We start from the raw sequence: 26,376 nt of genomic DNA, 5'->3' as shown, positions 1-26,376 counted from the left end.
CTCAAATCACCGCCGCTGCATCAATCACCCGCAATTGTGGAGTGATTGTTCCATTCCAATAATTCAAATTAAGATGTCCAGCCACATGGATCATTTCACCAACATTATGAGAAAGAAAATCACCAAGCGCTGTTCCCACAACGCGAAAAGCGATTGCTTGCAACTTTTTTCCTTCAATATCAGACATAACAAGTCGCAGATGCCCTTTTCCAACCTCATATAAATTCATTAACCGATGAGAAGGGAGAACAAAAACAGGTGTTGCATTGCCTGAACCAAAGGGCCCTGCTTTTTCAATCATATCAAAAAGCGCTTGATTAGCACCAGAAGCAGAAAGGCAACCATCTATACTAAGAGACTTTTTAGCACGCAGCTGTGACACCACTAAAGAGACTTTTTTTTCAAGCCACTCTCGAAAAGCTTCGATTTGTGTCGGATGAATTGTCATTCCTGCTGCCATACTGTGCCCTCCCCCTTTTTCTAATAAACCTAGTGTCACTGCCTCACGAACGAGTGCTCCTAAGTCTATACCACTAATTGAGCGTCCTGACCCGACACCACTTCCATCTTCTTTCAAAGCAATAGCAAAAACAGGACAAAAAAAACGCTCTTTTAAGCGGGATGCCAAAATACCAATAATTCCCGGATGCCACTCTTGATGAGCAATCACAAGTGATAAGGGGTTTTCTCGATCTTGATCAAGAGAATCAATATAAAATTCTGCTTGCGCTAATTGAATGCCTTCCATCTCTTGGCGTTCTTGATTCAGTTGATTCAATTGCTCTGCGATTCTGCTCGCTTCATCTTTATCCTCACAACTAAGCAAACGCGCACCCAAAGCCTGATCACCAATACGCCCTCCCGCATTAATTCTAGGGCCTAAAAGAAAACCTAAATGAAAACTATTAAGGGGCTCACCTAGCCGTGCGACCTTTGTTAAAGCGACCATCCCAGGATTATGCATAGCACGGGCAACTTGAAGCCCTTTAATCACAAAAGCACGATTAACACCTTGTAACGGAACAACATCACATATGGTCGCCAATGCAACAAGATCGAGCATACTGAGAAGATCAGGAAGTTTTCCTCCAAAACTTTTCTTCCGCAACAAATGATGAACCCATGCTAATGTGACAAAAACCACACCAGCTGCACATAAATGCCCTTGCCCAGAAAAGTCATCAGGGCGATTAGGATTAACAAGAGCAATAGCCTCTTGATGAACTTCTGACATTTGATGATGATCCAAAATCACAACATCAGCACCTGCAAGCCTAGCTGCTTTTACTGCATCTGGACTATTTGCACCACAATCGACCGTGATAATCAAACGGGCGCCTTCTTGTACTAACATCTTCATTGCTGGTTCATTTGGACCATATCCCTCAACAATACGATCGGGAATATAAATTTTTACTTCAACACCAAAATGACGGAGAAAACGCGCTATAAGCGCTGATGAACAAGCCCCATCAACATCATAATCACCAAAAACTGCAACCTTCTCTTGATTTAGAATAGCTTGAATAATGCGTTCTGCTGCGCATTGCATATCCATAAAACTTTTAGGATCCGGCATAAGCGTGCGCAATGTTGGATTAATAAAAGCAACAGCTTCAGATTCATCCACCTCTCGTGCTGAAAGAACGCGCGCTAACTGATCTGGAAAACCAAATCTTTGCGAAATAGCACGCGCATTATTCACCCCTTGAGCATTAAGAGCGTCCAACCACGCCTGACCACAAGCTGAAGATTCAATATTGAGAAAATAACGGGACCGCTGCATTAGCGTTTACCTTATAATGAAAACTGATAAAAGACAATCAAGAATTAAAGAAACCATATTCTTTTGCAGCATCACTTTTCACTTAAATTGTATATAGAAAACTTCTGATAAGGTATTATAACACCTCAATAATAAAGCACTGTTTTATAAGTTTTTATTTTCTCTTGACGTAAGTCACAAGACATTATATCAGAATAAATACGCGTTAAATATTTCGCTATAATAACAGTTTTCAAGGTAAAACAACAAAAATGTCCTCGTGTTTAAGAGGCTCAATAAAGGATACTTCTATGGCAACCTTTTCGCAAAAGCCAACTGAAGTGGTGAAAAAATGGGTTATTATCGACGCAGAAAACCTCGTTTTAGGTCGTCTTGCCACATTTGTTGCGAACCGCTTACGTGGTAAACATAAAGCTACATTTACGCCACATGTTGATGATGGTGATAATGTTATTGTGATCAATGCAGATAAAATATCTCTTACTGGTAAGAAATATACTGATAAAAAATATTATTGGCATACTGGATATATCGGTGGAATCAAAGAACGTACAGCGCGCCAAATTCTTGAAGGTCGTTTTCCTGAACGCGTTGTTGAAAAAGCTGTAGAACGTATGATTCCTCGTGGGCCTCTTGGACGTCGTCAACTAAAGAATCTACGTGTGTATACTGGAAGCCAACACCCGCATGCAGCGCAACAGCCCGAAGCTCTTGACGTCGGTGCCTTAAACCGCAAAAATAAAAGGATTGCTTAATTATGGCTGAAATTAATTCTCTTTCTGAGCTTAGTGTTGTGGTCGATATTACTGAAGCAAATGAAAATGCCGCTCCTGTTCACGTGCAAAAGCTTGATTCACAGGGGCGTGCATACGCGACAGGAAAACGTAAAGATGCTGTTGCTCGTGTATGGCTCAAACCAGGATCTGGGAAAATTACCATTAACAATAAAGAATTTGACAAGTATTTTGCTCGTCCTGTTCTTAGAATGATTCTTCGTCAACCAATCGTGGCAACAAACAGAGATACCCAATTTGACATTATTGCAACCGTTGCAGGTGGGGGGCTTTCTGGACAAGCTGGTGCAGTGCGTCATGGTATTTCCAAAGCTTTAACCTATTACGAACCAGAACTTCGCTCAATCTTGAAAAAGGGTGGGTTTCTTACCCGTGATAGCCGTGTTGTTGAACGTAAAAAATACGGTAAAGCAAAGGCACGTCGTTCTTTTCAATTCTCAAAGCGTTAATTTTTATGGAATATGGAAAGTCCCGTTTTCAACGGGGCTTTTTTGTCTTCTAAAACGGATTTTTAGAAAAACAAACATCTCGTTTATATCTTCTGGATAAGAACATAAAATCGTATATTTTTTAGATAAGCGCTAAGAAAAAATTAACTTGAGAACTCTGAAGTTTCGATTTTAATTTTTAAAGTCTCTACTCTGGTAATGTAAATATACCTTTATGCTGCCGCATAAAAATATTTGGGCATATTTTCAGTTATCTCGTTCATTTTTTTATTATTTTTTCCATAACCATTGAATAAAATTTCAGTCTAAAAAATGTTTTACCATTGTAATAAAACGAGGAACAGAGATAGGCTTTGACATGTATTCTTCGCATCCGCTTGCACGAATTCTTTCTTCATCCCCTTTCATAGCAAAAGCTGTTACGGCAACAATAGGGATAGATTTTAGTTCCTCATCCTCTTTTAATTGTTTAATGACATCGATCCCTGAAACCTCGGGTAGTTGTATATCCACAAGGATAAGAGAAGGCATTGATGAGCGAGCTAAATCCAATGCAACGAGACCATTACGTGTTTCAACCGTTTTATAGCCACTTGCCTCGATAAGATCACGGAATAATTTCATATTAAGTTCATTATCTTCCACGATCATGACTGTTTTTGACATTAATATGACTCCATCTTTTCAAAATATATAGATTCATGGAAATTACAGAACACTCCCTTTACTTAAAATAAAATGATAAAAAAAATTGTAAACAATAAAGGAACCAAATACCCTTTAATAGAAGCGTTTTTTACAAATATGTGGAGTGCTAATTGACTTATTCTTAAGTTTATAAGGAATAAAACCCATAATAGCTGTAAGTTTATGTTATTGCACACTTTTTATTATCGAGTAAAATGTCAATCGGGAAAATGAGACCAAATGTATATTTCTAAGACAAAAAATTTAAATAACTTTGATATGCATAGATTGTTTGCTAGCAAATAATGAGTGTTTTCTCTTTTAAATCAGATTATGCACTATTGTGATATTTTATTCGCTTAAACACTTTTATTATGCATCAGTATAACGCTATTCATTAAAAAATAAGATAAAGACCATTGATGGATTCAAAAATTCTGGAATATTATACTTGCAGTTAATTCATTTAAAAGTGCCAAGGCGTTCATTATAAATGTTCAATATCTCTTCCCCACTCATTTTTTCTGTTTTATTTTTGAAGCTTCGTAATAAAGATATAAATCGTATGCAAAAATTTTTCAGTCTTTCATGACCTCTATATCATAAATCGCATTCGTTTGATCACCGAGAAGCAATAATATATGTTGGATAGTGTCGATTTATTGTACAATATCAGATTAAAGTATCATTTTTGTTTATTGAAAAAAGACATGAAACCTTATGTTTCTCTTTGTTCTCTCATCTAAAATTGAAAAATAAGCTTATTAGTATTTATTATTCTATTGAACCTGTTCTTGTCGCTATTTGTTTTGTGTTTCCTTAATTTGGTAAAACCGTTTATTTTCAGGAGGCCATTGATCTCACCTTACTGTTTTAGCATATGCAGACAGCCTCTTTGTTTATTGCTGTTTAGCACAACTCTTATTGCACTATCGAGCATTTTGGAGATTTTTTAGATAATTGACTTATAATAAAATTTGAATGTCCCACTGCCTTACCGTTTTTAAAATTTTTTATGACCTATCTTACAACATGGGCAAGTAGAGAAATTACTTATATATGTTGTAAAAAGTTGATACAATTCATTAGGTTTTAAATGCATCAAAGTTCACGATTACCCTTAATTTACTGTATGAAAAATAATTTATATTGCAATATATTGATACAGCTTTCCCTCTACACTTCGAAAAGCCAGAAGAGTTCTAACATATGATTACTCTTCAAATACAAAACCAAAAATATCAACGATATGCTTTATCAGACTAGTTCCGTGGTTGTTTTGTAAAAAATAAAAATTCAATTATAAGTTAACGACTAAAAATTGATAAATATTCAAACAACACATTGATTATATTGAATATTATATAATAACTTAACCCGTAAAACAATATTATTGTAAAAACTCTTCAAAATAATCAACTAAAGAATATCCTTTTATGTGAGAATAATTCTTCCACCTTTTATCTTTTCCGTAACAGATCTTTTCTGAATCAATTTTAAAAACGATAACGCACCCCACCAGAAAAACGAATGCCAGAAAAACCAGCTTTTTTAAACTTATGCTGATAATTTAGATCACCGTGAAGTATAACTTTGGAAGACAATTGTGAATGAATACCCAAACCAGTTTCCAAGAAAGACCCAAAAGAACCTAACTGGAAAGTATCTTTAAAATATGCAACTTGCTTTTCTCCAAAACAATGAACAAAATGCATCTTACCATAAAAAGAAATGATACGATCTTTTTCAAATGCCTCAAAAGTCTTGGTTAAATGCCCTCCCACACGCATTACCCACTGATCAATTTTTCCTATATCAATATCAAATCCATTAATATCACGGCTTTTATAAAACTGAAGGTTTTGATAAATAAGATGAATTTGCGGATCAACAACAAGACCTTTATATTCAGTTACAAAGACTTTACCAGAAGACAATGAAACATTAAAAGGATTTCCTTTTAATGTTGCTGTTTTTCCCCGTGCATAGGTAAAAACATCACCCTTAAATAAACCATAGGATAAAAGACCATTTAAATAAAAACCAGTATTGTATCCTATACGACCGTAGGCTGAAATTGACCATTGATTAAATGTACTTTTTTGACTTTTCTCAACGCCTTGAGGTTGTAAAAAAAATTTTCCATAAGTTCCCGTAACCCCAAACGACATTCTATGATATACATTCTCTATTATTTCGAGAAAAAGAGCTGCCTCTAAAGCGTTATATTCAAGGTCACCTCCATATCCATACTCAAATTTAGAAAGATCTGAAACATAATGATAACTTCCGCCATAACCACTCATAGATAAAACTGGACTGTTATCAACGCTTGATAATCTATGAGAACCATTTCTCAATATTTTTGACTGTTGATTTTGATTGCTAATATTCACCAATCCAACTTGGAATAAGGCGTTTGGTAAAAGAAGATAAGTCGGAACTTGCGGAACAACATCTTTTACTTTGATCATAGAGTAATCCAAAGTAGTTTCATTCTGGATAGGTTGAATGTATTTACTTTCAAGGCGAAAATCCCAAAAGTCTCCATCACCTTTTATTAATCTTTGAGAAATCTTTGCGTTCCCACGCAGAGAACTTGGACCATATGCATGGAGATAATATTGGTAAGGTAAGCCTTCTAGTGCAATATAAGGAGTACTTAATTGAAAAGAATCTTCCGCCGCTTTCCCTGAAACTTGAATAAGTGAAATCCCTTGGGCTTTTATTTTATCTATTGTTTCCTTCTCGTTTCCCATAACAAGTTGTACATGAACTATCGTTTTTCCAAAAACATCACCATCTATTAAAATTCTATCCGTTTTTTGAGGATAAAACGAACCATCACTATTGAGATGTGTATTAAAATAAATATGTGCATGTCCCTGTGCGTCGTAAACTTTTTGTTTACCCTTCCCAACATAAAGGGTCTGATATTCTTGAAGTGTTGGGGGCACAAAAATAACAGAACTATCAGAAAGTTTTAAAAATGAAATTGATGAAATTAAACGATTCAGACTTTGCGAATTTGCCTCTTTCCTTTTGGTCAAAACCCATTGCGATCCTTCTGTTAAATAAAGTTCAGCAATAGAATCACGACTGACATGTGCGCCCCCTACAAGTGAAGAAGAAGCAGATAAAATTGCTACGGAGGCTTCATTTTCAGCTGTTAATAACAAATCACCAGAGATCTTTGTACTTTCCGTTACTCCAATATAAGAATGACTCCTACGACTATGAATAGCAGTGCCTTGAGGAACCTCAAAAGTTGTGTTTTTCAAAAAAATCATTGCTTGTCGGTTGCCCACATCCCCTTTCTCTATCTTCAATTGCATACCGTGTTTTTTACCTGTTACTATAATTTTTGAATCTTCTATATTAACCCGTGAAAGCACAATACCTTCTTCTTGCCCCACTCTTGGCTGCACGTTAGTCTCTAATCCAACCCCAAAACCGTGAGTATCAGTTACCGTAGCATTGGTCTTTTTTAAATAAATAGAGCCGTTCTGACTTACATTGAAGGCCACAAAGTTTCCTTCTTCACCTATACCCTTTCCCTCTGTTGTTCTCTGGTTTTTCGTAGTAATTATAACATCATCTAAAGTTATATTTCCCCTAACGCCTACACGGAGTGCAGCTGCATCTGTCACATCAATTGATCCACCCGTCATTTTAATAACCGCATCAGCCACACTAAAAAGTGCTGACTTTTGACCAGGATCTTGTCCCTCTATCTTAATTTTTGTATCCGCTAAAATAACAGATGTTGCTTGACTTTCAGCATGAATACCTACCTGAATTGCCTCAACTGATCCACGATGAACTTCCATTGTTCCACTATCCACCATGAAACCTGTTGACACATCTTTAAAGCTTGAATCAGTTAAGATAATTTTTCCCCCTTTCGATGCAACAGCACCATAAACACCTTTTACACCATCAATACCCTTAACTTGTACGCGCACTCCCTCAATAACCGTATTTTCCTCTTGTGCTCCTATGACAGAAGACGATATGAGAGAATACTCTTTTTTGCTCTCTTCTCCAGAGAGGTTAATAATTTGATACATTTTGTCATTAATGATATGCGTTGTGCCATCACTACATCTATAATACGATTTGTTTTTTTCACTGCATAATGTCAACGAACGAGAGCGTGCCTCAACATTTACACTCGACAAAAAGGGGAAAATAGCAGCTGTAAAAACGCACGAATATAAGCTGTTCTTAGATACTCTAATCATTATTCCTCTTTAAACTTTCTTTTTTCAGTAAAAAATGCAGAAAAAAAACAAACGACAGGATAAAATACATTAAGTACAAAATATATAAGAAGAATCTTGCAAAATTTTAATAAGTCATTTTAATATAATTTGTTATGAGTTTTATGTAAAGCATGAACAAAAATAATGAGTCATAACTCACATGCATGCCCTAAAAAATAAAATGAAAAAACTCAAAATAATAATACAATCTACCACCCCAAATGCTTTTAATAAACTCATAATCATAAAAAGCTTATAAAGCTGGCTCTTAAAACATAGAGTCTTAAAATAATTTTCAGGAGAATAAAAAAATCAAAATATATTTTTATATATAAATTCTTTATTACTATTAAAAATAATAACTTAAAATTTAATAATATATTTTTATTGTAACAAATTTAAGTAAATTACCAAGTAAAGTATTAAACTAAAATCCAAATAAACTTCCTTATATAATACTATGAGCATTTAGAAAGAAATCAAGATACCGTGATATATTCGTATTCTAAAAACAATGGAAGCTATAAAAATAGATATTTCTTATATTATATTAAGAATAATGCAATAGAAATCGCTGAATACCAATTCGAATTGAGACGAGAAATAATATAGCGTAAGTCTGAACTCTGACAGATTTCATTTCTTACAGGCAAAACATCCGTACTTATCAAAAAATTATGAATGTGTTGTATTTATAAATACATCAACCTATCACAATATGAATAATAATCTTCTTCCCTTATCTTTCTAAGAGAAAAAATCTTTTTATATTTATTTTAAGTAGTCTTTTATAAAAAATAAATTCTGTATTTTTTGAGTTAAATGATCAAAAAACATTTCGTAAAAGAGTAAAGTAAACACGCATAAATTTTTGCATTGCCTTAAAAAAGCTTACAGATTATAAAAACATATAAAGTTTTCGTATTTTTCCGCTTATCCAATAGGAGAACACAATGAAATTATTCGCGAGAGCTCTTATAATAAGCGCAACGCTATTCACTCAATTTTCCAATGCCCAAACGCTAAAAATTGCGAGTGATCCTTCCTATCCACCCTTTAGTTATATTGACTCAAATAATGAGCTTAAAGGCTTTGATATCGATATATCTTACGCTCTTTGTAAAAAGATGAATGTCGAGTGTACAATTATCACCCAAGATTTTGAGGGAATGATTCCAGGACTTCTTGCCCAAAAATACGACGCAATCATTTCTTCTTTAGCTCCTACACCAGAACGCCTAAAAAAGATTGATTTTACAGACCCCTATTACAACACAGCTCTTGCTATAATTGTTACAAAAGATTCAGAAATTAAAGAAATATCAGCAGAAGCTTTTAAAGGAAAAAGTCTTGGTGTGCAATCAAATACAACACAAGCTGCCTACGCAGAAGATCATTATACTCTCAAAGGCGTTAATATTAAGCTATACCCTACAGTTGTAGAAGTTCATCGTGATCTTTTAAGTCATCGACTTGATTTGGTAATCAGTGATAAAATACAAGCTCTAAACTGGCTTGAAAATGATGGGAAAAACTGCTGCAAATTGCTAGGAATTCTTGCTGAAATAAAATTTCCTATTGCTATTGCACTCCGTCAAAATAACAATGACCTTAAAAATAAATTCAATGAAGCATTAAAAGGAATTCGTCTAGACGGAACTTATGATAAAATTGTGAAAAAATATTTTACATTTGATATTTATTGAGTCTTAGTCTGAAGCTAAAATAGAAATAATTTTTTATTTCTCATAATAAGCACCTGCATTTATAAAAAGGTTGTTTTTTCTATGTTTTCAATATCGAAATATCTTTCTAATTGCTAAGAAAAAACAATGCTTTATGTTTTTCTTGATTTTTAAATTAACAATTCAATAAGATAGTTCTCTTCACAATTGAGCTTTGTATAAAATAATGAAGAAATAATTTTATTGTCAATCATCACCAATATAAATAAGCAATGAGATAGTGATGCTTTTTGTATGCATATCGAATAAAGTGAAACATTTTTTCATTGATATTACTTAGAATAATGCTAACAAATGAAAAGAAATAAAATTTTGCATTGCACCTTGAAAAGCTTACAGATTATAAAATACATAATGACCTCATATTTTCCCGCTTATTCAACAGGAGAACATAATGAAATTATTAGCAGTCGCTCTTATAATAAGCACAACACTATTCACGCTATTAGCCAATGCTCAAACATTAAAAATTGCAAGTGAGGGGTCTTATCCTCCGTTTAGTTATGTTGATTCAAATAATAAACTTCAAGGATTTGATATTGATATATCTTATGCACTTTGTAAAAAAATGAATGTTGAGTGTATTGTGAGTATTCAAGACTTTGAGGGAATGATTCCGGGGCTTCTTGCAAAAAAGTACGATGCTCTCATTGCTTCCCTTGCTATCACACAAGAGCGCCTACAAAAGGTTGACTTTACAGACCCTTACTATGATACAGAGCTCGTTGTAATTGTGAACAAAGATTCAGGCATTCAAGAACTCTCAACAGAATCCCTGAAAGGTAAGACTTTTGGTGCACAATCAAATACAATACAAGCTACCTATACAGAAGATTACTATGTCTCTGGGGGTAATATTAAACTCTACCCTACAATCATAGAAGTTCGTCGCGACCTTTTAAACCATCGTATTGATGCTGCTATCTTTGATAAACTGCAAGCGTTAAACTGGCTTAAAAATGAAGGAAAAGATTGCTGCAAACTTTTAAGAACTCTGAAAAAAACAAATTTTCCTATTGCAATTGCACTACGCAAAAATAATAATGACCTTAAAAATAAGTTCAACAAAGCGCTAAAAGAAATTCGTCTAGATGGAACTTATGAAAAAATTATGAAAAAATATTTTACATCTGATATTTATTAAATATCAATCTGAACTAAAATTGGACAAATTGTTTATTTCTAACAACATTATCTAACTCTTTATGAGGAATGCAGTGATGATTGAAAACTTAGCGTTGCTATCATTTAGCAATGGTGGATGGGGTGTGGTTATATTCTCAAGTGCAGTGATGACATTATCATTGGCTCTGTGCTGTGGACTTATAGGACTTCCTTTAGGTCTTTTTACTGCTTTGATGATTCGATCTGATATTAAAGTAGCAAGAGCCATAGCAACCCTCTTTTCATCTGTGTTCCGTGCATTACCAGAGCTTTTAACCTTATTTCTAGTTTACTATGGTTTACAAAATATTATCCAAATTATTCTTGATTATCTTAATATTGATATAATATTTAATATTAATGCTTTTGTTGCTGGCATTCTTGCACTCAGTGTGGTTCTTGCAGCCTTTTCTTGCGAAGTTTGGCTTGGAGCATTCAATGTCTTTGATAAAGGTCAGTATGAAGCAGCTAAGGTTTTAGGGCTTTCACGATTTACTACATTTTTTCGTGTTGTCTTTCCTCAGCTCATTCAAAATGCTTTGCCAGGGCTTTCTAATAATTGGCTTACCTTACTTAAAGATACCTCCCTTGTATCAACCATTTCACTTGTTGATCTTATGCGACAAACAAATCTGGCAGTTGCGGCTACAAATAAACCTATGCTGTTTTATCTTGTGGCTTGCTTACTCTATTTGTTATTCTCAGCGTTCTTTTCTGTAATACTAAATTATCTGCAAACATACACTCAAATGGAATATCGAAAGGTATTAAACTCATGATTCCTGAGTGGCTTTATTTTCTTTTTGATCCTACTCTTTTAGACCGTTATGGACCTAAATTTATTGAAGGCCTTATCATAACTATTGAGCTTGTTTCTATTGCATGCTCTGTTGGTTTTTTTCTTGGGATGCTTATTGCATTTGCACGTTTGTCAAATAATAGGTTCTTACAATCTTTGGCGTGTATGTATGTCTATTTTTTCCGCGGATCTCCTTTATTAGCACAACTTTTTCTTTTTTATTATGGACTTGGTTCCATGAACAACTTCTGGCAACAAATTGGCTTATGGTGGTTTTTTCAAAATGCATGGTATTGTTGCCTTTTTATTTTTTCACTTAATTCTGCTGCCTATCAATCGGAAATTTTTAAAGGGAGCTTTTTATCTGTAAAAACTGGTCAACGTGAAGCTTCAAAAGCACTTGGATTAAGCAATTCTATCACATTTTTTAGAATAATTCTTCCACAAGCAATGGTTGTCGCATTACGCCCCTTAGGAAATGAAGTCATTTTAATGATTAAGTCTAGTGCCATTGCCTCACTTATTACTGTTTATGATTTAATGGGGATTGCTAAACTGACTTATTCACGAACATTTAATTTTCAAGTTTACGTTTGGGCTGTTCTTATTTATCTTATTATGGTTGAGCTTATTCATCGTTTTATTATTTTTATTGAATATCGTTTCACCCGATATTTACGCTAAATAAAGTAAATAAAAAAACCACCAAATCAAAATGTTAAGTGAATGAACCTATTTATCAATGAGAGAATATAAAAGATGAATTTGAAAAATAATAAATTTATTCATACAGATCAAAATTCAGTGGTTTCTATTCGGAATTTGAATAAATGGTATGGAGATTTTCAGGTGCTCCATGATATTAACTTCGATGTTAAAGCTGGTGAACGAGTCGTTATCTGTGGACCTTCAGGATCAGGAAAATCAACTTTAATTCGTTGTATTAATCAATTGGAAAAAGCACAAAATGGTTCAATTTGCATTCACAATGTTGATATCCATACCGCTCCTCCACAACAGCAAAAAAGTGTTCTCCGTAAAATAGGGATGGTTTTTCAAAATTTTAATTTGTTTCCCCATATGAACGTTATGCAAAATTGTATTTTAGCACCTATGGCGGTCCAAGGACTTTCTAAACAAAAAGCGAAGGAACGAGCAATTCGTTATCTTACAGATGTTGGGATTGAAAAACACTGTAACAAATATCCTTTGCAACTTTCTGGTGGGCAGCAACAGCGTGTCGCAATTGCTCGTGCACTTTGTATGGAACCTGAAGTGATGCTTTTTGATGAACCAACATCAGCGCTTGATCCAGAAAGTGTAGGAGAAGTTTTGGAAGTGATGGTTCAATTGGCAAATACAGGGATTACAATGCTCTGCGTAACCCATGAAATGGGTTTTGCACGTGAAGTTTCAGAAAGAATACTCTTCCTAGAAAGTGGAAAAATCATTGAAGACACAACATCTGAAACATTTTTTACTAACCCTAAAAGCCAACGTGCCCGTGATTTTCTTACTAAAATAAAACATTAATCATCAATATTGTTGTATTGTACAATTCTTAGCATTCTCTTTTTTCAAGAAGATTCATAAGCGTTTGGGCACCAATAACTCCTGCTGGTACGTTCATTTTCATTTTCTCTTCAACCACTTCAAAAGAATCAATTTGTGCTTGTCGTAATAAAGGGTTATACAGGAGTTGTTCTATCTTTCTTGCTAACATACCAGGACGTAAAAACTCATTAAAATACTCTGGCACGATAGGCATATCAGAAATAATATTGGGAAGAGCAGCACTCCATAACATCACTTTAGAAAAAATGAATAATTTAGAGAAATAATCAAGCTTATAACAAAGAACCATGGGAATTTTTGCTAATGCTAATTCAAGTGAAACTGTCCCATGTGCCGCAAGAGCAACATCTGCTTGTGCAAAAGCACGCCACTTTTCATCCTCACCAATAACAATCTCCACTTTGCTCTTCCATCCTTGTACAAAATTACGAACTTCATCCACCAAATGTGGCAAGGTGGGTAAAATAATCTGTAAATGAGGAATTCGTTGTGTAAGAATTTCTACTGTCTCTTTAAAAATAGGCATTAAATAGCGAATTTCTAAATTGCGTGACCCTGGCAAAATCACCAATGTAGAGGGTGATGCCTTTTTAGTATGTAAAGCTTCTTTTTTTAATTGACCTTTCTTTTCTAACTGAACAGCCAAAAGCGGAGGATATGTTGAAAGGCGATGCCCAACATAAGTGGTCGCTGGACCTTCCAAATCCTGCATGACCTGTTGTTCAAAAGGAAAAACAGCAAAAACGTGGTCAATAAATTCGCACATAGCTTTTGCGCGCTCCGGCCGCCACGCCCAAACGGTCGGTGCAATATATTTAATAATTGGAATAGAAGGCGCTAAAATACGTACCTTTTTTGCAACACGATGGGTAAAATCAGGGCTATCGATAATAATTAAACAATCGGGGCGTTCCTGTGCGATAAATTTAGACAATTTGCGAATATGCATGAACAGTAACGGTAGTTTTCTTAAAACTGCACCTAAACCTATAAGTGAAATATCGTGAAAATCAAAAAAGCTTTTTAAACCAAGTGCCTTTAAGTGTCTTCCCCCCACACCAATTAAATGAATACTGCGCTCTGTCTGCTGTGATAAGCAAGAAATCAAGTCTGCTCCAAGAGAATCACCTGATTCTTCGCCTGCAACAACAGCAATTTTTAAAGGGTTATCATTCATTATCAAACCTTTCAAAGGTTTCTATAAACAGGGAATATTTATTAGCGCTCTCTATTGTTTTCTTCATTGATAATATAAGGGTTTTATTTGCCTCCACTGCAATACCAGACAATCCACTTTTTGCAACATTCGTAATTGTTGTAGGTCCAATTGATGGCAAATCAACACGATGATCCTGTTGTGGTTTCACGCATTTAACAAGAACACCACCTTTAGGCGGAATTTGTCCTCTTTCTCGCATTTCACAAACTCGCCATAGCATATTATCGGTTCCCTCTGCTCCCTCAACAGCAACCACTCTTCCATTAACAGCTACAGCTGCCTGCCCAATATCTAATTGACCTAAAAGCTTTACCGCTCCTGCAGCTAAAAAAATATCTTTTTTCTCTTTTTGAGTCGCGCGCCGTGATGTTAAATTAAACTCTATTGGTGCTAAAAGGTCTGGCACGATTTCATGGGAACCAATAACACAGAAGCCATATGCCTCGATAACACTTATAAAAGCTTTTAATAATGCATCATCCCCTCGTCCCAAAGCCCCGATTAATTTAGGTAGTGCTAAAAATGTTGTCCAATCAAAGCGTAATTGCATCAGAGAGGGACGTTTTGTTACACCACCTGCCAAAACAATATTACAAATTTTAGCCGTTTTTAAAATTTTAACAAGTCGAGCCAACTCCACAATCGATAACTCGCAATTCTCATAGCGGGAAAGCACAGCGTCTGCCTCGCCACGCAAAAGCACAAGAAAAGGATTTTCTCCATTTCTCTCAAGCTCTTGAGCAACAGTGACTGGTAGAACACCATTTCCTGCTATAATAGCAGTACGGCCCGAAAAAAGACTTCTGGCACAAGAGACAGGCATTTTTAATCCTTATTTTCTTTTATTCCATCACCTTCAAATTTGGGTGTACAATAAAAACGTTTTCCTTGTTCTTTAATAAAATTAATAACATCAAGAACAGATTGAGACGTAGAATAGAAAGAGGCCACATCATTGACGCGCTCCTTAAATGGTTTACTATGATCAAAAAGCATAGAAACCGCATGACGTAATGCATGAATGTCTTTACGCTCAAGGCCTGCACGCTTCATACCAATAATGTTTAATCCAGCAAGTTTTGCCTGCACACCAACAGCTGTTCCGTAAGGAATAAGATCACCAACCAATGCAGAAACACCGCCAATAAATGCATGATGTCCAACACGAACAAACTGATGAACAGCAGCTCCACCACCAATAATAACATAATCACCAACGCTTACATGGCCAGCGATCATAACATTATTTGCAAATGTTACATGATCCCCCACATGACAATCATGAGCAACATGCGCATAACAAAAGAATTGGCAATTATTGCCAATAACCGTCATTCCCGTACTCGAATCAGAGCCTCTATGCATTGTTACGCCTTCACGAATCGTACAATTTTTACCAATAGAAAGAGTCGTACTCCCCCCTTTATGCCTATTATTTTGCGGTTCTGCCCCTAAAATGACATGTGAAAATACCTTACTATTGGCTCCTAATGTTGTTTTCCCCATTACCACAACGTGACTCATCAAATCACATTCATCGCCAATAACAACCTCTGAACCAATATGACAAAACGGCCCAATTCGTACATTCTCACCAAGCTGCGCTCCTTTCTCTACAAGAGCAGTTGGATGGATTTGTGTACCGGACATTTTTTAATCCCCATTAATATCGTTTACTCTTCTTCGATAATCATCGCAGCAATGTCTGCTTCAGCAACGCGAACATCCTCTACTTTTGCAATACATGAAAAACGCCTCATACCAGATCTCTTTTTCAAAAGCTGTACATAAATTTTCAGCTGATCACCAGGCATAACAGGCTTACGAAATTTAGCATTATCAACAGTCATAAGATAAACTAAATTTGTTTTCTTATTTCCTAAACTTAAAAGCGAAATCGCTCCTGCTGTTTGTGCCATAGCCTCTAAAATCAATACCCCAGGCATAACCGGTTTTGCAGGAAAATGTCCCATAAAATGTGGCTCATTAACCGTGACATTTTTAATACCGGTAGCTTCTTGCTCACCATTAATCTCAATAATACGATCAATCAATAAAAATGGATAACGATGCGGTAATATTGATAACAACTTTTCAATATCTACAGCTTCTAAATTTTTAACCTCTCCGGTATTGAGCATATTAGCGTCTCTCCTTTTTAACTTTGCCAATATTACGCAACGCCGCTACTTCTCGGAACCACTGCTTGAATGGTCGCGCTGGACTTCCACCCCATTTTTCGCCATCTGGAATGTCATTCATCACACCGCTACCAGCAGCAATCTGAACAGATTTACCAATTACAATATGATCAGCGACCCCAACACTCCCACCAAGTTGAGACATATCGCCTATTGATGTACTTCCAGCAATCCCACATTGCGCCGCAATAAGACAATAGCGCCCAATTTTTACATTATGTGCAATCTGGACGAGGTTGTCGATTTTGCTTCCTTCACCAATAATGGTATCTTCAAACGTCCCACGATCAACTGTCGTATTCGCACCAATTTCTACACCATCCTCGATGATAACACGACCAATCTGCGGAATTTTTTCAATTCCCGAAATGCTCCCAACATAACCGAATCCATCTTGCCCAATACAAACGCCAGGATAAAGCTGAACCCTATCGCCTATTAAAGAATACTGAACTGTTACTTTGGGCGCAATATAACAATCACACCCAATACGACAATTTTCACCAATTACTGCATTGGCTGAAATAAGAGTTCCTGCACCAATCTCAACATTCCTGCCAATAACAGCTCCCGCTTCAATACACACATCATGCGCAAACTTAGCACTTGGATGAATATATGCATGCGGTGAAATTTCCCTCTGTCCAAACCATGGCATAGGTTTAACAGCATCAGGAAATAAAATACGTCCGATCTGAGAAAAATCACGTTGCGGTGTCGATGTTACTAAAATTGCCATAGTGTCAGGAACTTTTAAAACAATTTCATTTGTACAAAAAACAGCAACAGCAGAACTCCCCACTAGAGCATCAGCAAACTTCCGATGCTCCACAAACACCAAAGACCCCTCCACAGCATTCTCAAGTGAAGAAAGAGTATTTATAACTGTATTAGAGAACTCTGGATTAAGAAGTTTTGCACCTGTCAACTCTGCAACATTCGCAACTGTTAACCGCCGGGACGGCGTAAAAAAAAACGTATCCGCCATCAAAACACTTTCTCTCCCAGCTTATCCCGTTCCCTTAAGTTTTTCCTCTAAAGAAAACTTGAATCAGAACTTAGTAGAAATACCAAAGTTCAATTTTTGCAAACGATCACCTTCCTGTTTCATTAGTGGCCAAGCATAGTCAAAACGTAAAGGACCAAATGGTGAATCCCACATTAAACTTACACCCGCAGATGAACGCCAAGCACTTTTGGTATGTGTAACAGGTGTTTCACCATCAAAAACAGGGCGATAATTATTTCCATAGAGTGTTGCAATATCCGCGAATAAAGCACCACGCAACCCTAATCCCTCAGGAACAACAGGTATAGGAAACTGCAATTCAGCAGTGGCATTTATATACGTTGTTCCCCCCAAGAAATAGACTTCACCTTTATTAGAAATTTGACGTGGACCTATTCCATTGTACTTGAAGCCTCGGATCATATCAGAATTTACCTTAAACATATCAAAGATACGAACACCATCCTGACCTATTTCATGAAGATATCCACCCCCAAAAGAGAATAAACCAACAAGATCCATCTGCTCTGAAAGCGTTTTATACATCATCGCCTTACCAGTGGTCTTCAAGAATTTTGCACTTCCACCAAGACCTGCATACTCCTGAAGAAAACGCACATACCATCCATCGTGCGGATTTTTCATATCGTCAATCGTATTATAAGTTAAACCATAACTAATTGATGAACGCTTCCAAGGACTGTGCTTTGCAGCTTGCACAATCGCACCAGAATATTTTCCATACAATTCTTTGATATCAGATTCTTTGCCTAAGTCATAATCTCCACCAAAGTCATATTCTTCTTGCACATAAGAATAGGCAACATTCGCAGACAATTGGTCATTAATAGGTAGCGCAAACCGAAGAGATCCCCCTGTCTGTCGTACATCGTACGCTTTGTCAGCACGGTAAGTACTCCGAAAAATATCAACACCAGCTGACAAACGGTACCCCAAGAAATAAGGATCAACAAACGACAGATTATAATTACGAGACTTTTCTTGTCCAGCCCCAACCCCCAAACGAATATACTGACCACGTCCTCCAAGGTTACGCTCGGTAACAGATACCTCAAGTGACATACCAGGGCTCGTACCACCCGTTGTATATCCCCCAGATAAAGAAAGATCTCCTGTCGATGCTTCAACAACATCTACAACTAAATTAATCTGATCAGGCTGATCTGTCGGAACCATTGAAATGTTAACGCCTTTGAAAAAGCCCAAACTTTCCAGACGACGCTTTGCCCGTTGCACTAAAGTTTGATTGTAAGCATCCCCTTCATTTAAATCCAGCTCACGGCGGATGACATAATCCCGTGTCTTTTCATTGCCGCGTATTTCAATACGCTGAATATAAGCCCGTGGACCTTGTTCAATGTTATACACAATCGAAATTGTATGATTTTTTAAATTACGATTTCCCCGTGGCTCAACTTTAGCAAAAGCATATCCCGAATCAGCAACCTTATTATTGATAATTGCCACAGACTGTTCAATATTCTCTGCATTATACAGATCACCCGGCTGGGTTTTAAGTATTCCTTTTACAGATTGAACATTAATCCCATCAATATCACTTTCAACCTGAATATCGCTAATTTTATAGCGCGCGCCCTCATCAAGTACAAAATAAATTTTATAGATATTATTTTTTTCGTCAAAAACCGCCTTAGAGGAAATAACACGAAAATCCGCATATCCACGATTATAATAAAAGCGGCGTAAAGCCTCTTCATCAAAAGCTAAACGTTCTTCACTATAAACATCCCCCCCCAGCAATAATGAAAACATCCCTGAGCGTTTTGTTGTAATCACATCATATAAACGGCGACTTCCAAATGCATGATTCCCTGTAAAAATGATATCAGTAACTTTTGTTTTTCGACCTTCAGTGATATTAAAGACTACATTAACACGCCCTTTTCCTAAGTTAATAGTTTGAACGCTCACAGAGACATTATTACGGCCAAGGGTCTTATAAGCTTCACGAATAGTTTTAACATCCGTTGAGAGCTTTGCAGAATTAAAAGTCTCATTCGGTTTTAAAGAAATGAATCGTTTAAGATCAGGATCTTTGAAAGATTTATTCCCCTGAAATAACACTTGGTTAACCACCTCATATTCTTTGACAAACACCACCAACTTATCGCCAACTTGATTTATTTTTACATCATAAAACAAGCCTAACCCGAAAAGACGCTTCACCGCAGCATCGATATCGCCACTGGAAAAACTTTGTCCAACTTTAATGCCCATATTATCTCGAACTGCTTGGGCACTCACAAATTTATTCCCGCGAACCTCAACAGAACGAACAACAGAGGCCTGCACTTCTCCAACCATTGCGACTGACATAAACGCCACTGCTGGAACACTTACTCCTGCGCCTAACACCAAAACAGATGCTGTATTTAAAAACTTCAAACTCGTAGTCATTGGCTTCTTTTACCTTATCTTATTCCCTCGACATGATGCCTAAAAAAGCTAACCGCCATAACAACTCTTTTTTTCACAGCGAGACTTTTTACTCTTTAATTACCAATTATAGCAAACGATGCCACAACATTTTGCGGACATGGTAAACAACCTTTAATTTTTTCTCTATTATTATCTAATTTGTAAAATGTTTTCCATAATTTATTCGCTAAACCAACAAAAATAATCATTCAAAAGCGCAAAAACCATAAACAAAAGAACAACAAAAAAACCTAAGCGAAAAATAAACTCCTGCATTTTAATAGATACAGGCTTCCCAGTAAGAGCTTCAGTAATGTGAAATAATAAATGCCCACCATCTAGTGGTGGAAGAGGAAAAAGGTTAATAATCCCAATACCTATGGAAAGAAAAGCAGCAAATCCTAATAAAGAGACAAAACCTGTTTCACTCACTTTCCAAGCCATTTTAACAGTCTTAGAAGGACCACTTAAACGGCAACGATCCTCTTTTCCCCCCATAAGACGGCTTATAAAAAAAACTGTTTGTGTAACAATAAACGTAGTACGCTCTGATGCTTCTTTCACAGCTTCCAAAAAATTATAATGAATATGCTTTACATAGGCTCTATCTAAACGTGTAGGATTATTTGGATCAACAGGAGCACCTACACCTATCATACCACTTTGAACCTGGTTACCAAACCCATCATCTCGCTCGATCATTTTTGGCGTGATCACCGTTGTAAATATCCGCCCCATACGCTCTATTTTGAACTCCACGGGATCTCCACCATTAAAACTCACATAGTTCATCAAACCTTCAAAACTTTCAACACGCCTACCATCCATTTCAATAAAACGATCACCTAATTCCAAACCGGCCTGAAAAGCAGGAGAATTTTGTACTATAGAACCAACAACAGGCTCAGTGACAACACGACCATAAATAAAGAAAAAAAGGGTTAGAATGATCACAGTGAAAAGCGCATTAAACAAAGGACCCGCAAAAACAGTGGCTGCTTTTTTCCAAGCATGCGCGCTTGCAAACGAACCATCAACAGCCAAAGACGACTGAGCTGATGGCATACTTGCCCCCTCTTCATCGCCAACAAATCTTACATACCCCCCTAAGGGGATAAGTGCTAAACGCCACTGTGTACCATGTTTATCTGTACGCCCCAATAATTGAGGACCAAACCCAAGTGAGAAAACAGAGGCCTTAATACCACACCAGCGACCAACAAGATAGTGCCCTATTTCATGCACAAAAATAATAATGATAACAACAAAAAGAACACCTAAACTTCTTGATAGAACATCACTAACGGTGATCATATGATTTAAAAGCTCCAAAACATTTCCTCCCAATTAAACCAAAAAGAGATTAAAAGGTGAATCCATACTAGACATAAATGAACTAATTAAATAAAGAAGAAAAGCAGCCCCAACCAACCCATCCAGACGGTCCATAAAACCACCATGTCCAGGCAATAAAGAACTGGAATCTTTCACAGAAAACTGCCTTTTTAGCCATGATTGCCCTAAGTCACTTAATTGCGAAAAAATTGATAAAATGAAAGCAAGAAAGGGCGCAAAAAGATTTGCAAAATGTACATTAAAAAACTGACATGCAATTACACCACTCAGAACTCCGACGACTGTCCCACCAATCGCTCCTGACCATGTTTTATTAGGAGAAAATCGTGGTGCTAATTTTGGTCCACCAAATAAACGCCCACAAAAATACCCTGCAATATCTGTCCCCCAAACTATTGCAAATAAAAATAATACAGTCTGCAGCCCTAACGTTTCATGCCCCCGTAAAAATGATAAAGCTACAGCTGGAAGAGATGCATATAAAAAACCAAAAGGAACCCAATAACTTTTTCTCATAGGGCTAATTGCTAACACTGCTGCTAAAACTACTAAAACACAAAAAATGAATAAAGCAGAGCCCTTTAACAGCAAAAAACAACCAAAAATAAAATAAAATATACTCGCCAATATTTTTTGTGAAATACACCACTTCTCTTTAGTAATGCTAATCCATTCGTAAAGAATAAAACCACCCATTATCCATACAAATAAAAAAAATAGAGTTCCTCCAAACCATGTTAGATATAAAGTAATAATACCGAAAACAAAAGCCGTCAAAATACGATAAACAAGATTAGACAAAATAACATCCACACAATAAAAATAGAAAATACAAGCTCGAAAACTGGCGCAAGATAAAAATTTTTACACAAAATATCTTTATATTCATGCTTTTGTAGACTTTTTTATAATCTTCCACGCTTGTAGTTTATCATAAATAATCCTAAAGACCAATATAGGATTATAAGATTATAAATTAGAGAAACCCAACCTAAGAATCTGTATTTAGAAACATCGCTATCAACTTCAAAACTGAGAAAACTGTTTATAAAAAATTAAAAAATCCAAACCTGAGAGTTATTTTGCATAAAATAACTCTCTATAAAGCAGCCGGTCAGCTAGAAATAAAGAAAGCTTACCTCAGAATACAAAACTTTCTACAGTGAAAATCAAAACAAGACTAAGACCCCCCCTTTTTGCGGTATACTCTTCTTCTCATAATGAGTTATGAAATATTTGAAGGTCTTTAACAATGAAAATAATTTCATCATAAAACGCGATGAAAACTTTTCATCGACTCTCTATAAAAAACTATATCCTAATATAGAACCCCATCCACTATATTAGCTTACTCCCCGACACCTTCACTTCGAATTCACTTGGTTTTCAAAATACACAAATACCATCAATATGCCCCCTATTTTCTGCTGTCATTTGCTTATTCCCACCTAAAAGGATATCACAAAACACAGATAACTCTTCTTCTACGAATGATTAAATTACCTTAAACATGCATAATTTCAGCTTCTTTTAAAGCTAAAACTTTATCAATATCAGCAATTGTCTCATCTGTAAGTTTTTGAACTTTCTCAGAGAAACTATGTGCTTCATCTTGAGCAATTTCCCCCTCTTTTTCTAATTTTTTCAAATGATCCATACCATCTCGACGAACATGGCGGGCTGCTATACGCGCTTGCTCTGCATATTGATGTGCAATTTTTACAAGTTCTTTACGGCGCTCTTCATTTAACTCAGGCAGAGGAATCCGTAAATTCATACCATCAGTGATAGGATTCAAACCAAGACCAGAATCACGAATGGCACGCTCTACAGCCCCTACCATCGTTTTATCCCATACAGATACAGAAAGCATTCTCGATTCTGGAACAGAAATATTTGCAACCTGATTTATATGCACAATAGAGCCATATGCCTCAACTGTTAAAGGCTCTAATAAACTAACCGAAGCCCGCCCAGTCCTCAAGCCTCCTAATTCATGTTTAAAAGCGGAAATAGCACCATCCATGCGACGTTTTAGATCACTCATAAGCGACGTAACACTCATATCTCTGTCTCCTTCAATTGCTCCTTGAAGCTTATCCTTATTCCGATACTATTGTAAACTGTCCTGTTCCATTTAACACCTTCGCCAATCCACCTTTTTCATGAATAGAGTACACAATAATCGGCACATTGTTCTCACGTGCTAAAGTAACCGCCGTTGTATCCATAACAGATAAACCCCATTGCAAAATCTCTACATGTGTCAATTGATCAAAACGCTTGGCTGTTGGATCTATTTTGGGATCTGCAGAATAAATACCATCCACTTGCGTTCCTTTTAAAAGAACATCTGCACCAATTTCTGCTGCACGTAAAGTAGCCGCAGAATCAGTGGTAAAAAATGGATTGCCCGTACCTCCAGCAAAAATAACGACTTTTCCTTGATTCATATACCCCACCGCTTTACGCTGTGAAAAACTCTCACAAATCTGTGGCATAGAAATCGCAGACAATACAACGGCTTCAACCCCTAACTTTGTCAATGATGTTCGCAACGCTAAAGAATTAATAGCAGTTGCAAGCATTCCCATGTGATCACCGGTCACACGATCCCCACCATGCGAAGCGACAGCAACTCCACGAAAAATATTTCCCCCACCGATAACAATCGCAACCTCTACCCCTAGTGCCCGTACTTCAGCAATATCAGCCGCGATGCGATCGACAACGGAAACATCAATTCCAAAGCTCTGTCCCCCCATAAGTGCTTCACCAGAAACCTTTAAAAGGATGCGTTTATACTGTCGCTTTATTGTCATGGATCATCTCCCAAAAGCACATTTATCTTTTGCTTTTGACACACCAAAGGCACCACTTTATCACGTGACACCCTTTTCACAATCATATCTTTTACACCAAAAACTTTACAATCAGTAATACGATTCCAAACTTCTGATGATAATCAACAGAGTACTATCCTTTTGCAGCGGCTGCGACCTCTGCTGCAAAATCAGTTTCTTCTTTTTCGACACCTTCTCCAAGTGCAAAACGAATAAAACCTGCAATTTTTGCGGGTGCCCCGATCGACTTTTCAGCATCTTTTAAAGCTGCTTCAACAGTTATATCAGGATTCATAACAAAAGCCTGAGAAAGCAAAACAACCTCTTCGAAAAACTTACGCATACGCCCTTCCACCATTTTTTCAATGATATTTTCAGGCTTTCCAGATTGACGTGCCTGATCTGAAAAAATTGCTTTTTCACGTTCAATAGCACTCGCATCAACATCTTCTGCTGTAAGTGCCAATGGATTCGTTGCAGCAATATGCATTGCAACCTGCCGACCCAAAACAGCTGCAACCTCCTTATCTCCTGTCGTTTCAATAGCAACTAAAACACCAAGCTTTCCAAGTCCATCAGCAACACTATTGTGCATATAAGCAGCGACAACACCGCTTTCAACAGAGAGTTTAGCTGAACGTCGAAACGTCATATTTTCGCCAATTGTACCAATCGCATCTTTAATCGTAGCCTCTACAGTCTTTTCAGAACCAGGATAAAGAGAGTTGGAAACATCCTTAACATTCCCCTGCGTATTCAAAGCAGCTGTCGCCACGTTATGTACAATATCTTGGAATACATCGTTGCGCGCTACAAAATCCGTCTCAGAATTAATCTCAACCAAAACTGCACTTGAATCATTTGACGCAAGTCCGATTAATCCCTCAGCCGCTGTCCGACCAGCTTTTTTATCTGCTTTCGCTATCCCTTTTTTACGCAACCAATCAACAGCAGCTTCCATATCACCATGTGTCTCCGCCAGCGCTGCCTTGCAGTCCATCATACCAGCGCCTGATAATTCCCGAAGTTCTTTTACTTGTGCAGCCGTAATACTCATATTTGCCTCTTTGTTCTATAACAATGAAAGCGCGCAAAAAGAAAACTTTCCACACGCCTATAACTTCTTCTCTTAGAAAAAATACCCTAACAGGCGTTTTTTAATACTATTCAGAAACCACAACTACATTTTCTAAAGTGGGTTCTACAGGCGCTTCAGCCTGAGCTCCTAAATCAACTCCCATTGCACCTTGTTGACGTGCAATACCATCAAGAGCAGCACGAGCAAAAAGGTCACAATAAAGAGAAATTGCACGTGAAGCATCGTCATTACCCGGTATCGGATGCGTAACATTATCGGGATCACAATTCGTATCAATAATAGCAATAACTGGAATACCTAACCGTTTTGCTTCTTGAAGCGCGATATTCTCTTTATTGGTATCAATAACGAACATAAGATCAGGAACAGAGCCCATATCCCGAATACCACCAAGTGCACGGTTAAGCTTTTCACGGTCACGTTCAAGGTTTAGACGCTCTTTCTTGGTAAAACCTTGTGCTTCAGCAGCGAGAATTTTGTCTAACTTACGCAAACGATGTATTGAATGAGAAATCGTTTTCCAGTTTGTAAGCATACCGCCAAGCCAACGGGCATTAACGTAATACTGTGCCGAGCGATTCGCTGCGTCAGCAATGATATCAGATGCCTGTCGCTTCGTACCAACAAAAAGAACGCGCCCACCACGTGCAACTGTATCAGAAACAAGCTTGAGTGCTTGATGTAAAAGAGGAACAGTTTGAGCAAGATCAATAATATGAATATTGTTACGCTGACCATAAATATAGGGACCCATCTTAGGATTCCAACGATGAGTCTGATGTCCAAAGTGTACACCCGCTTCTAAAAGCTGATGCATAGTAAAATCTGGTAGTGCCATAGTTTATCCTTTCCGGTTTAGCCTCCGCGGAAAAAGTAGAGAAATCTACTACCGGCGGACATTTGCTAAGTTTTCTTTGCAAATACC

Annotated in this window: 22 protein-coding genes; 7 read left to right on the top strand and 15 right to left on the bottom strand. The window is 36.8% G+C overall.

The annotated features are described in order from the left end of the window. Position 1: 1 nt before the first annotated feature. Positions 2 to 1,786, bottom strand: a complete 1,785-nt coding sequence (gene recJ, locus ABID23_RS04895; RefSeq protein WP_354189901.1) for a single-stranded-DNA-specific exonuclease RecJ — start codon at positions 1,784 to 1,786, stop codon at positions 2 to 4. Between the two features lie 290 nt (positions 1,787 to 2,076). Between recJ and rplM the strand changes: the two genes are divergently transcribed. Continuing rightward, positions 2,077 to 2,541 carry a 50S ribosomal protein L13 gene (gene rplM, locus ABID23_RS04890; protein ID WP_354189899.1) on the top strand — a complete coding sequence of 155 codons (465 nt, stop codon included), beginning with the start codon at positions 2,077 to 2,079 and terminating at the stop codon, positions 2,539 to 2,541. A gap of 2 nt (positions 2,542 to 2,543) precedes the next feature. Further along, a complete protein-coding gene (rpsI, locus tag ABID23_RS04885; RefSeq protein ID WP_354189897.1) occupies positions 2,544 to 3,029 on the top strand; it encodes a 30S ribosomal protein S9 in 486 nt (161 codons plus the stop codon). Positions 3,030 to 3,329: 300 nt separating this feature from the next. Here the strand turns inward: rpsI and ABID23_RS04880 are convergent, their stop codons facing one another. Then, the gene (locus ABID23_RS04880) at positions 3,330 to 3,695 is read right to left on the bottom strand and encodes a response regulator (RefSeq protein WP_354189895.1); all 366 of its coding nucleotides are present in this window, start codon (positions 3,693 to 3,695) and stop codon (positions 3,330 to 3,332) included. Positions 3,696 to 5,212: 1,517 nt separating this feature from the next. Further along, positions 5,213 to 7,960, bottom strand: a complete 2,748-nt coding sequence (locus ABID23_RS04875; protein ID WP_354189893.1) for an autotransporter outer membrane beta-barrel domain-containing protein — start codon at positions 7,958 to 7,960, stop codon at positions 5,213 to 5,215. 974 nt (positions 7,961 to 8,934) lie between these two features. Between ABID23_RS04875 and ABID23_RS04870 the strand changes: the two genes are divergently transcribed. The 5 genes from ABID23_RS04870 to ABID23_RS04850 all read left to right on the top strand — a co-directional run bounded on the left by ABID23_RS04870 (position 8,935) and on the right by ABID23_RS04850 (position 13,222). Then, positions 8,935 to 9,687 (top strand): transporter substrate-binding domain-containing protein, encoded by a 753-nt coding sequence (locus ABID23_RS04870; RefSeq protein ID WP_354189891.1) that lies wholly within the window; start codon positions 8,935 to 8,937, stop codon positions 9,685 to 9,687. A gap of 433 nt (positions 9,688 to 10,120) precedes the next feature. Beyond that, complete coding sequence (locus ABID23_RS04865; protein ID WP_354189889.1) at positions 10,121 to 10,870, top strand: transporter substrate-binding domain-containing protein; 750 nt, start codon at positions 10,121 to 10,123, stop codon at positions 10,868 to 10,870. A 76-nt stretch (positions 10,871 to 10,946) separates the two neighbouring features. Next, on the top strand, positions 10,947 to 11,669 hold the full coding sequence (locus ABID23_RS04860; protein WP_354189887.1) for an ABC transporter permease: 723 nt from the start codon (positions 10,947 to 10,949) through the stop codon (positions 11,667 to 11,669). Continuing rightward, entirely contained in the window at positions 11,666 to 12,373 is a 708-nt protein-coding gene (locus ABID23_RS04855) for an ABC transporter permease (protein ID WP_354189885.1), read from the top strand. The genes ABID23_RS04860 and ABID23_RS04855 overlap by 4 nt, the downstream gene beginning before the upstream one ends. A gap of 75 nt (positions 12,374 to 12,448) precedes the next feature. Then, on the top strand, positions 12,449 to 13,222 hold the full coding sequence (locus ABID23_RS04850) for an amino acid ABC transporter ATP-binding protein (RefSeq protein WP_354189883.1): 774 nt from the start codon (positions 12,449 to 12,451) through the stop codon (positions 13,220 to 13,222). 28 nt (positions 13,223 to 13,250) lie between these two features. On the opposite strand, the gene lpxB is transcribed toward ABID23_RS04850, so the two are convergent. From lpxB to rpsB, 12 genes are all read right to left on the bottom strand, one after another. Then, on the bottom strand, positions 13,251 to 14,441 hold the full coding sequence (gene lpxB / locus ABID23_RS04845; RefSeq protein ID WP_354189881.1) for a lipid-A-disaccharide synthase: 1,191 nt from the start codon (positions 14,439 to 14,441) through the stop codon (positions 13,251 to 13,253). Then, the gene (locus tag ABID23_RS04840) at positions 14,434 to 15,306 is read right to left on the bottom strand and encodes an LpxI family protein (protein ID WP_354189879.1); all 873 of its coding nucleotides are present in this window, start codon (positions 15,304 to 15,306) and stop codon (positions 14,434 to 14,436) included. The genes lpxB and ABID23_RS04840 overlap by 8 nt, the downstream gene beginning before the upstream one ends. Before the next feature lie 2 nt (positions 15,307 to 15,308). Then, entirely contained in the window at positions 15,309 to 16,133 is an 825-nt protein-coding gene (lpxA, locus tag ABID23_RS04835; RefSeq protein ID WP_354189877.1) for an acyl-ACP--UDP-N-acetylglucosamine O-acyltransferase, read from the bottom strand. A 23-nt stretch (positions 16,134 to 16,156) separates the two neighbouring features. Next, positions 16,157 to 16,624, bottom strand: coding sequence for a 3-hydroxyacyl-ACP dehydratase FabZ (fabZ, locus tag ABID23_RS04830; RefSeq protein WP_354189875.1), 468 nt, complete (start codon positions 16,622 to 16,624; stop codon positions 16,157 to 16,159). Between the two features lies 1 nt (position 16,625). Beyond that, entirely contained in the window at positions 16,626 to 17,672 is a 1,047-nt protein-coding gene (gene lpxD / locus ABID23_RS04825; RefSeq protein WP_354189873.1) for a UDP-3-O-(3-hydroxymyristoyl)glucosamine N-acyltransferase, read from the bottom strand. A 63-nt stretch (positions 17,673 to 17,735) separates the two neighbouring features. Beyond that, the gene (gene bamA / locus ABID23_RS04820; protein ID WP_354189871.1) at positions 17,736 to 20,132 is read right to left on the bottom strand and encodes an outer membrane protein assembly factor BamA; all 2,397 of its coding nucleotides are present in this window, start codon (positions 20,130 to 20,132) and stop codon (positions 17,736 to 17,738) included. Between the two features lie 201 nt (positions 20,133 to 20,333). Further along, complete coding sequence (gene rseP, locus ABID23_RS04815; protein ID WP_354189869.1) at positions 20,334 to 21,485, bottom strand: RIP metalloprotease RseP; 1,152 nt, start codon at positions 21,483 to 21,485, stop codon at positions 20,334 to 20,336. Positions 21,486 to 21,500: 15 nt separating this feature from the next. After that, positions 21,501 to 22,310, bottom strand: a complete 810-nt coding sequence (locus tag ABID23_RS04810; RefSeq protein WP_354189867.1) for a phosphatidate cytidylyltransferase — start codon at positions 22,308 to 22,310, stop codon at positions 21,501 to 21,503. Between the two features lie 703 nt (positions 22,311 to 23,013). Then, positions 23,014 to 23,574 carry a ribosome recycling factor gene (gene frr / locus ABID23_RS04805; RefSeq protein WP_354189865.1) on the bottom strand — a complete coding sequence of 187 codons (561 nt, stop codon included), beginning with the start codon at positions 23,572 to 23,574 and terminating at the stop codon, positions 23,014 to 23,016. A 37-nt stretch (positions 23,575 to 23,611) separates the two neighbouring features. Continuing rightward, positions 23,612 to 24,331 carry a UMP kinase gene (pyrH, locus tag ABID23_RS04800; protein WP_354189863.1) on the bottom strand — a complete coding sequence of 240 codons (720 nt, stop codon included), beginning with the start codon at positions 24,329 to 24,331 and terminating at the stop codon, positions 23,612 to 23,614. Between the two features lie 154 nt (positions 24,332 to 24,485). Then, positions 24,486 to 25,409, bottom strand: a complete 924-nt coding sequence (gene tsf, locus ABID23_RS04795) for a translation elongation factor Ts (protein ID WP_354189861.1) — start codon at positions 25,407 to 25,409, stop codon at positions 24,486 to 24,488. Between the two features lie 106 nt (positions 25,410 to 25,515). Next, positions 25,516 to 26,289 carry a 30S ribosomal protein S2 gene (gene rpsB / locus ABID23_RS04790; protein WP_354189859.1) on the bottom strand — a complete coding sequence of 258 codons (774 nt, stop codon included), beginning with the start codon at positions 26,287 to 26,289 and terminating at the stop codon, positions 25,516 to 25,518. Positions 26,290 to 26,376 lie beyond the last annotated feature (87 nt).

Source organism: Bartonella silvatica, assembly GCF_040545155.1.
In the GTDB taxonomy this organism is placed as follows: domain Bacteria; phylum Pseudomonadota; class Alphaproteobacteria; order Rhizobiales; family Rhizobiaceae; genus Bartonella; species Bartonella silvatica.
The sequence above is the reverse complement of the archived record's forward strand: the minus strand, read 5'-3'. Positions and strand labels throughout refer to the sequence as shown.

What these genes read in the sequence shown, in the direction of transcription:
- recJ (WP_354189901.1), bottom strand. Translation starts at nt 1,786, where the DNA reads ATGCAGCGGTCCCGTTATTTTCTCAATATTGAATCTTCAGCTTGTGGT.
- rplM (WP_354189899.1), top strand. Translation starts at nt 2,077, where the DNA reads ATGGCAACCTTTTCGCAAAAGCCAACTGAAGTGGTGAAAAAATGGGTT.
- rpsI (WP_354189897.1), top strand. Translation starts at nt 2,544, where the DNA reads ATGGCTGAAATTAATTCTCTTTCTGAGCTTAGTGTTGTGGTCGATATT.
- ABID23_RS04880 (WP_354189895.1), bottom strand. Translation starts at nt 3,695, where the DNA reads ATGTCAAAAACAGTCATGATCGTGGAAGATAATGAACTTAATATGAAA.
- ABID23_RS04875 (WP_354189893.1), bottom strand. Translation starts at nt 7,960, where the DNA reads ATGATTAGAGTATCTAAGAACAGCTTATATTCGTGCGTTTTTACAGCT.
- ABID23_RS04870 (WP_354189891.1), top strand. Translation starts at nt 8,935, where the DNA reads ATGAAATTATTCGCGAGAGCTCTTATAATAAGCGCAACGCTATTCACT.
- ABID23_RS04865 (WP_354189889.1), top strand. Translation starts at nt 10,121, where the DNA reads ATGAAATTATTAGCAGTCGCTCTTATAATAAGCACAACACTATTCACG.
- ABID23_RS04860 (WP_354189887.1), top strand. Translation starts at nt 10,947, where the DNA reads ATGATTGAAAACTTAGCGTTGCTATCATTTAGCAATGGTGGATGGGGT.
- ABID23_RS04855 (WP_354189885.1), top strand. Translation starts at nt 11,666, where the DNA reads ATGATTCCTGAGTGGCTTTATTTTCTTTTTGATCCTACTCTTTTAGAC.
- ABID23_RS04850 (WP_354189883.1), top strand. Translation starts at nt 12,449, where the DNA reads ATGAATTTGAAAAATAATAAATTTATTCATACAGATCAAAATTCAGTG.
- lpxB (WP_354189881.1), bottom strand. Translation starts at nt 14,441, where the DNA reads ATGAATGATAACCCTTTAAAAATTGCTGTTGTTGCAGGCGAAGAATCA.
- ABID23_RS04840 (WP_354189879.1), bottom strand. Translation starts at nt 15,306, where the DNA reads ATGCCTGTCTCTTGTGCCAGAAGTCTTTTTTCGGGCCGTACTGCTATT.
- lpxA (WP_354189877.1), bottom strand. Translation starts at nt 16,133, where the DNA reads ATGTCCGGTACACAAATCCATCCAACTGCTCTTGTAGAGAAAGGAGCG.
- fabZ (WP_354189875.1), bottom strand. Translation starts at nt 16,624, where the DNA reads ATGCTCAATACCGGAGAGGTTAAAAATTTAGAAGCTGTAGATATTGAA.
- lpxD (WP_354189873.1), bottom strand. Translation starts at nt 17,672, where the DNA reads ATGGCGGATACGTTTTTTTTTACGCCGTCCCGGCGGTTAACAGTTGCG.
- bamA (WP_354189871.1), bottom strand. Translation starts at nt 20,132, where the DNA reads ATGACTACGAGTTTGAAGTTTTTAAATACAGCATCTGTTTTGGTGTTA.
- frr (WP_354189865.1), bottom strand. Translation starts at nt 23,574, where the DNA reads ATGAGTGTTACGTCGCTTATGAGTGATCTAAAACGTCGCATGGATGGT.
- pyrH (WP_354189863.1), bottom strand. Translation starts at nt 24,331, where the DNA reads ATGACAATAAAGCGACAGTATAAACGCATCCTTTTAAAGGTTTCTGGT.
- tsf (WP_354189861.1), bottom strand. Translation starts at nt 25,409, where the DNA reads ATGAGTATTACGGCTGCACAAGTAAAAGAACTTCGGGAATTATCAGGC.
- rpsB (WP_354189859.1), bottom strand. Translation starts at nt 26,289, where the DNA reads ATGGCACTACCAGATTTTACTATGCATCAGCTTTTAGAAGCGGGTGTA.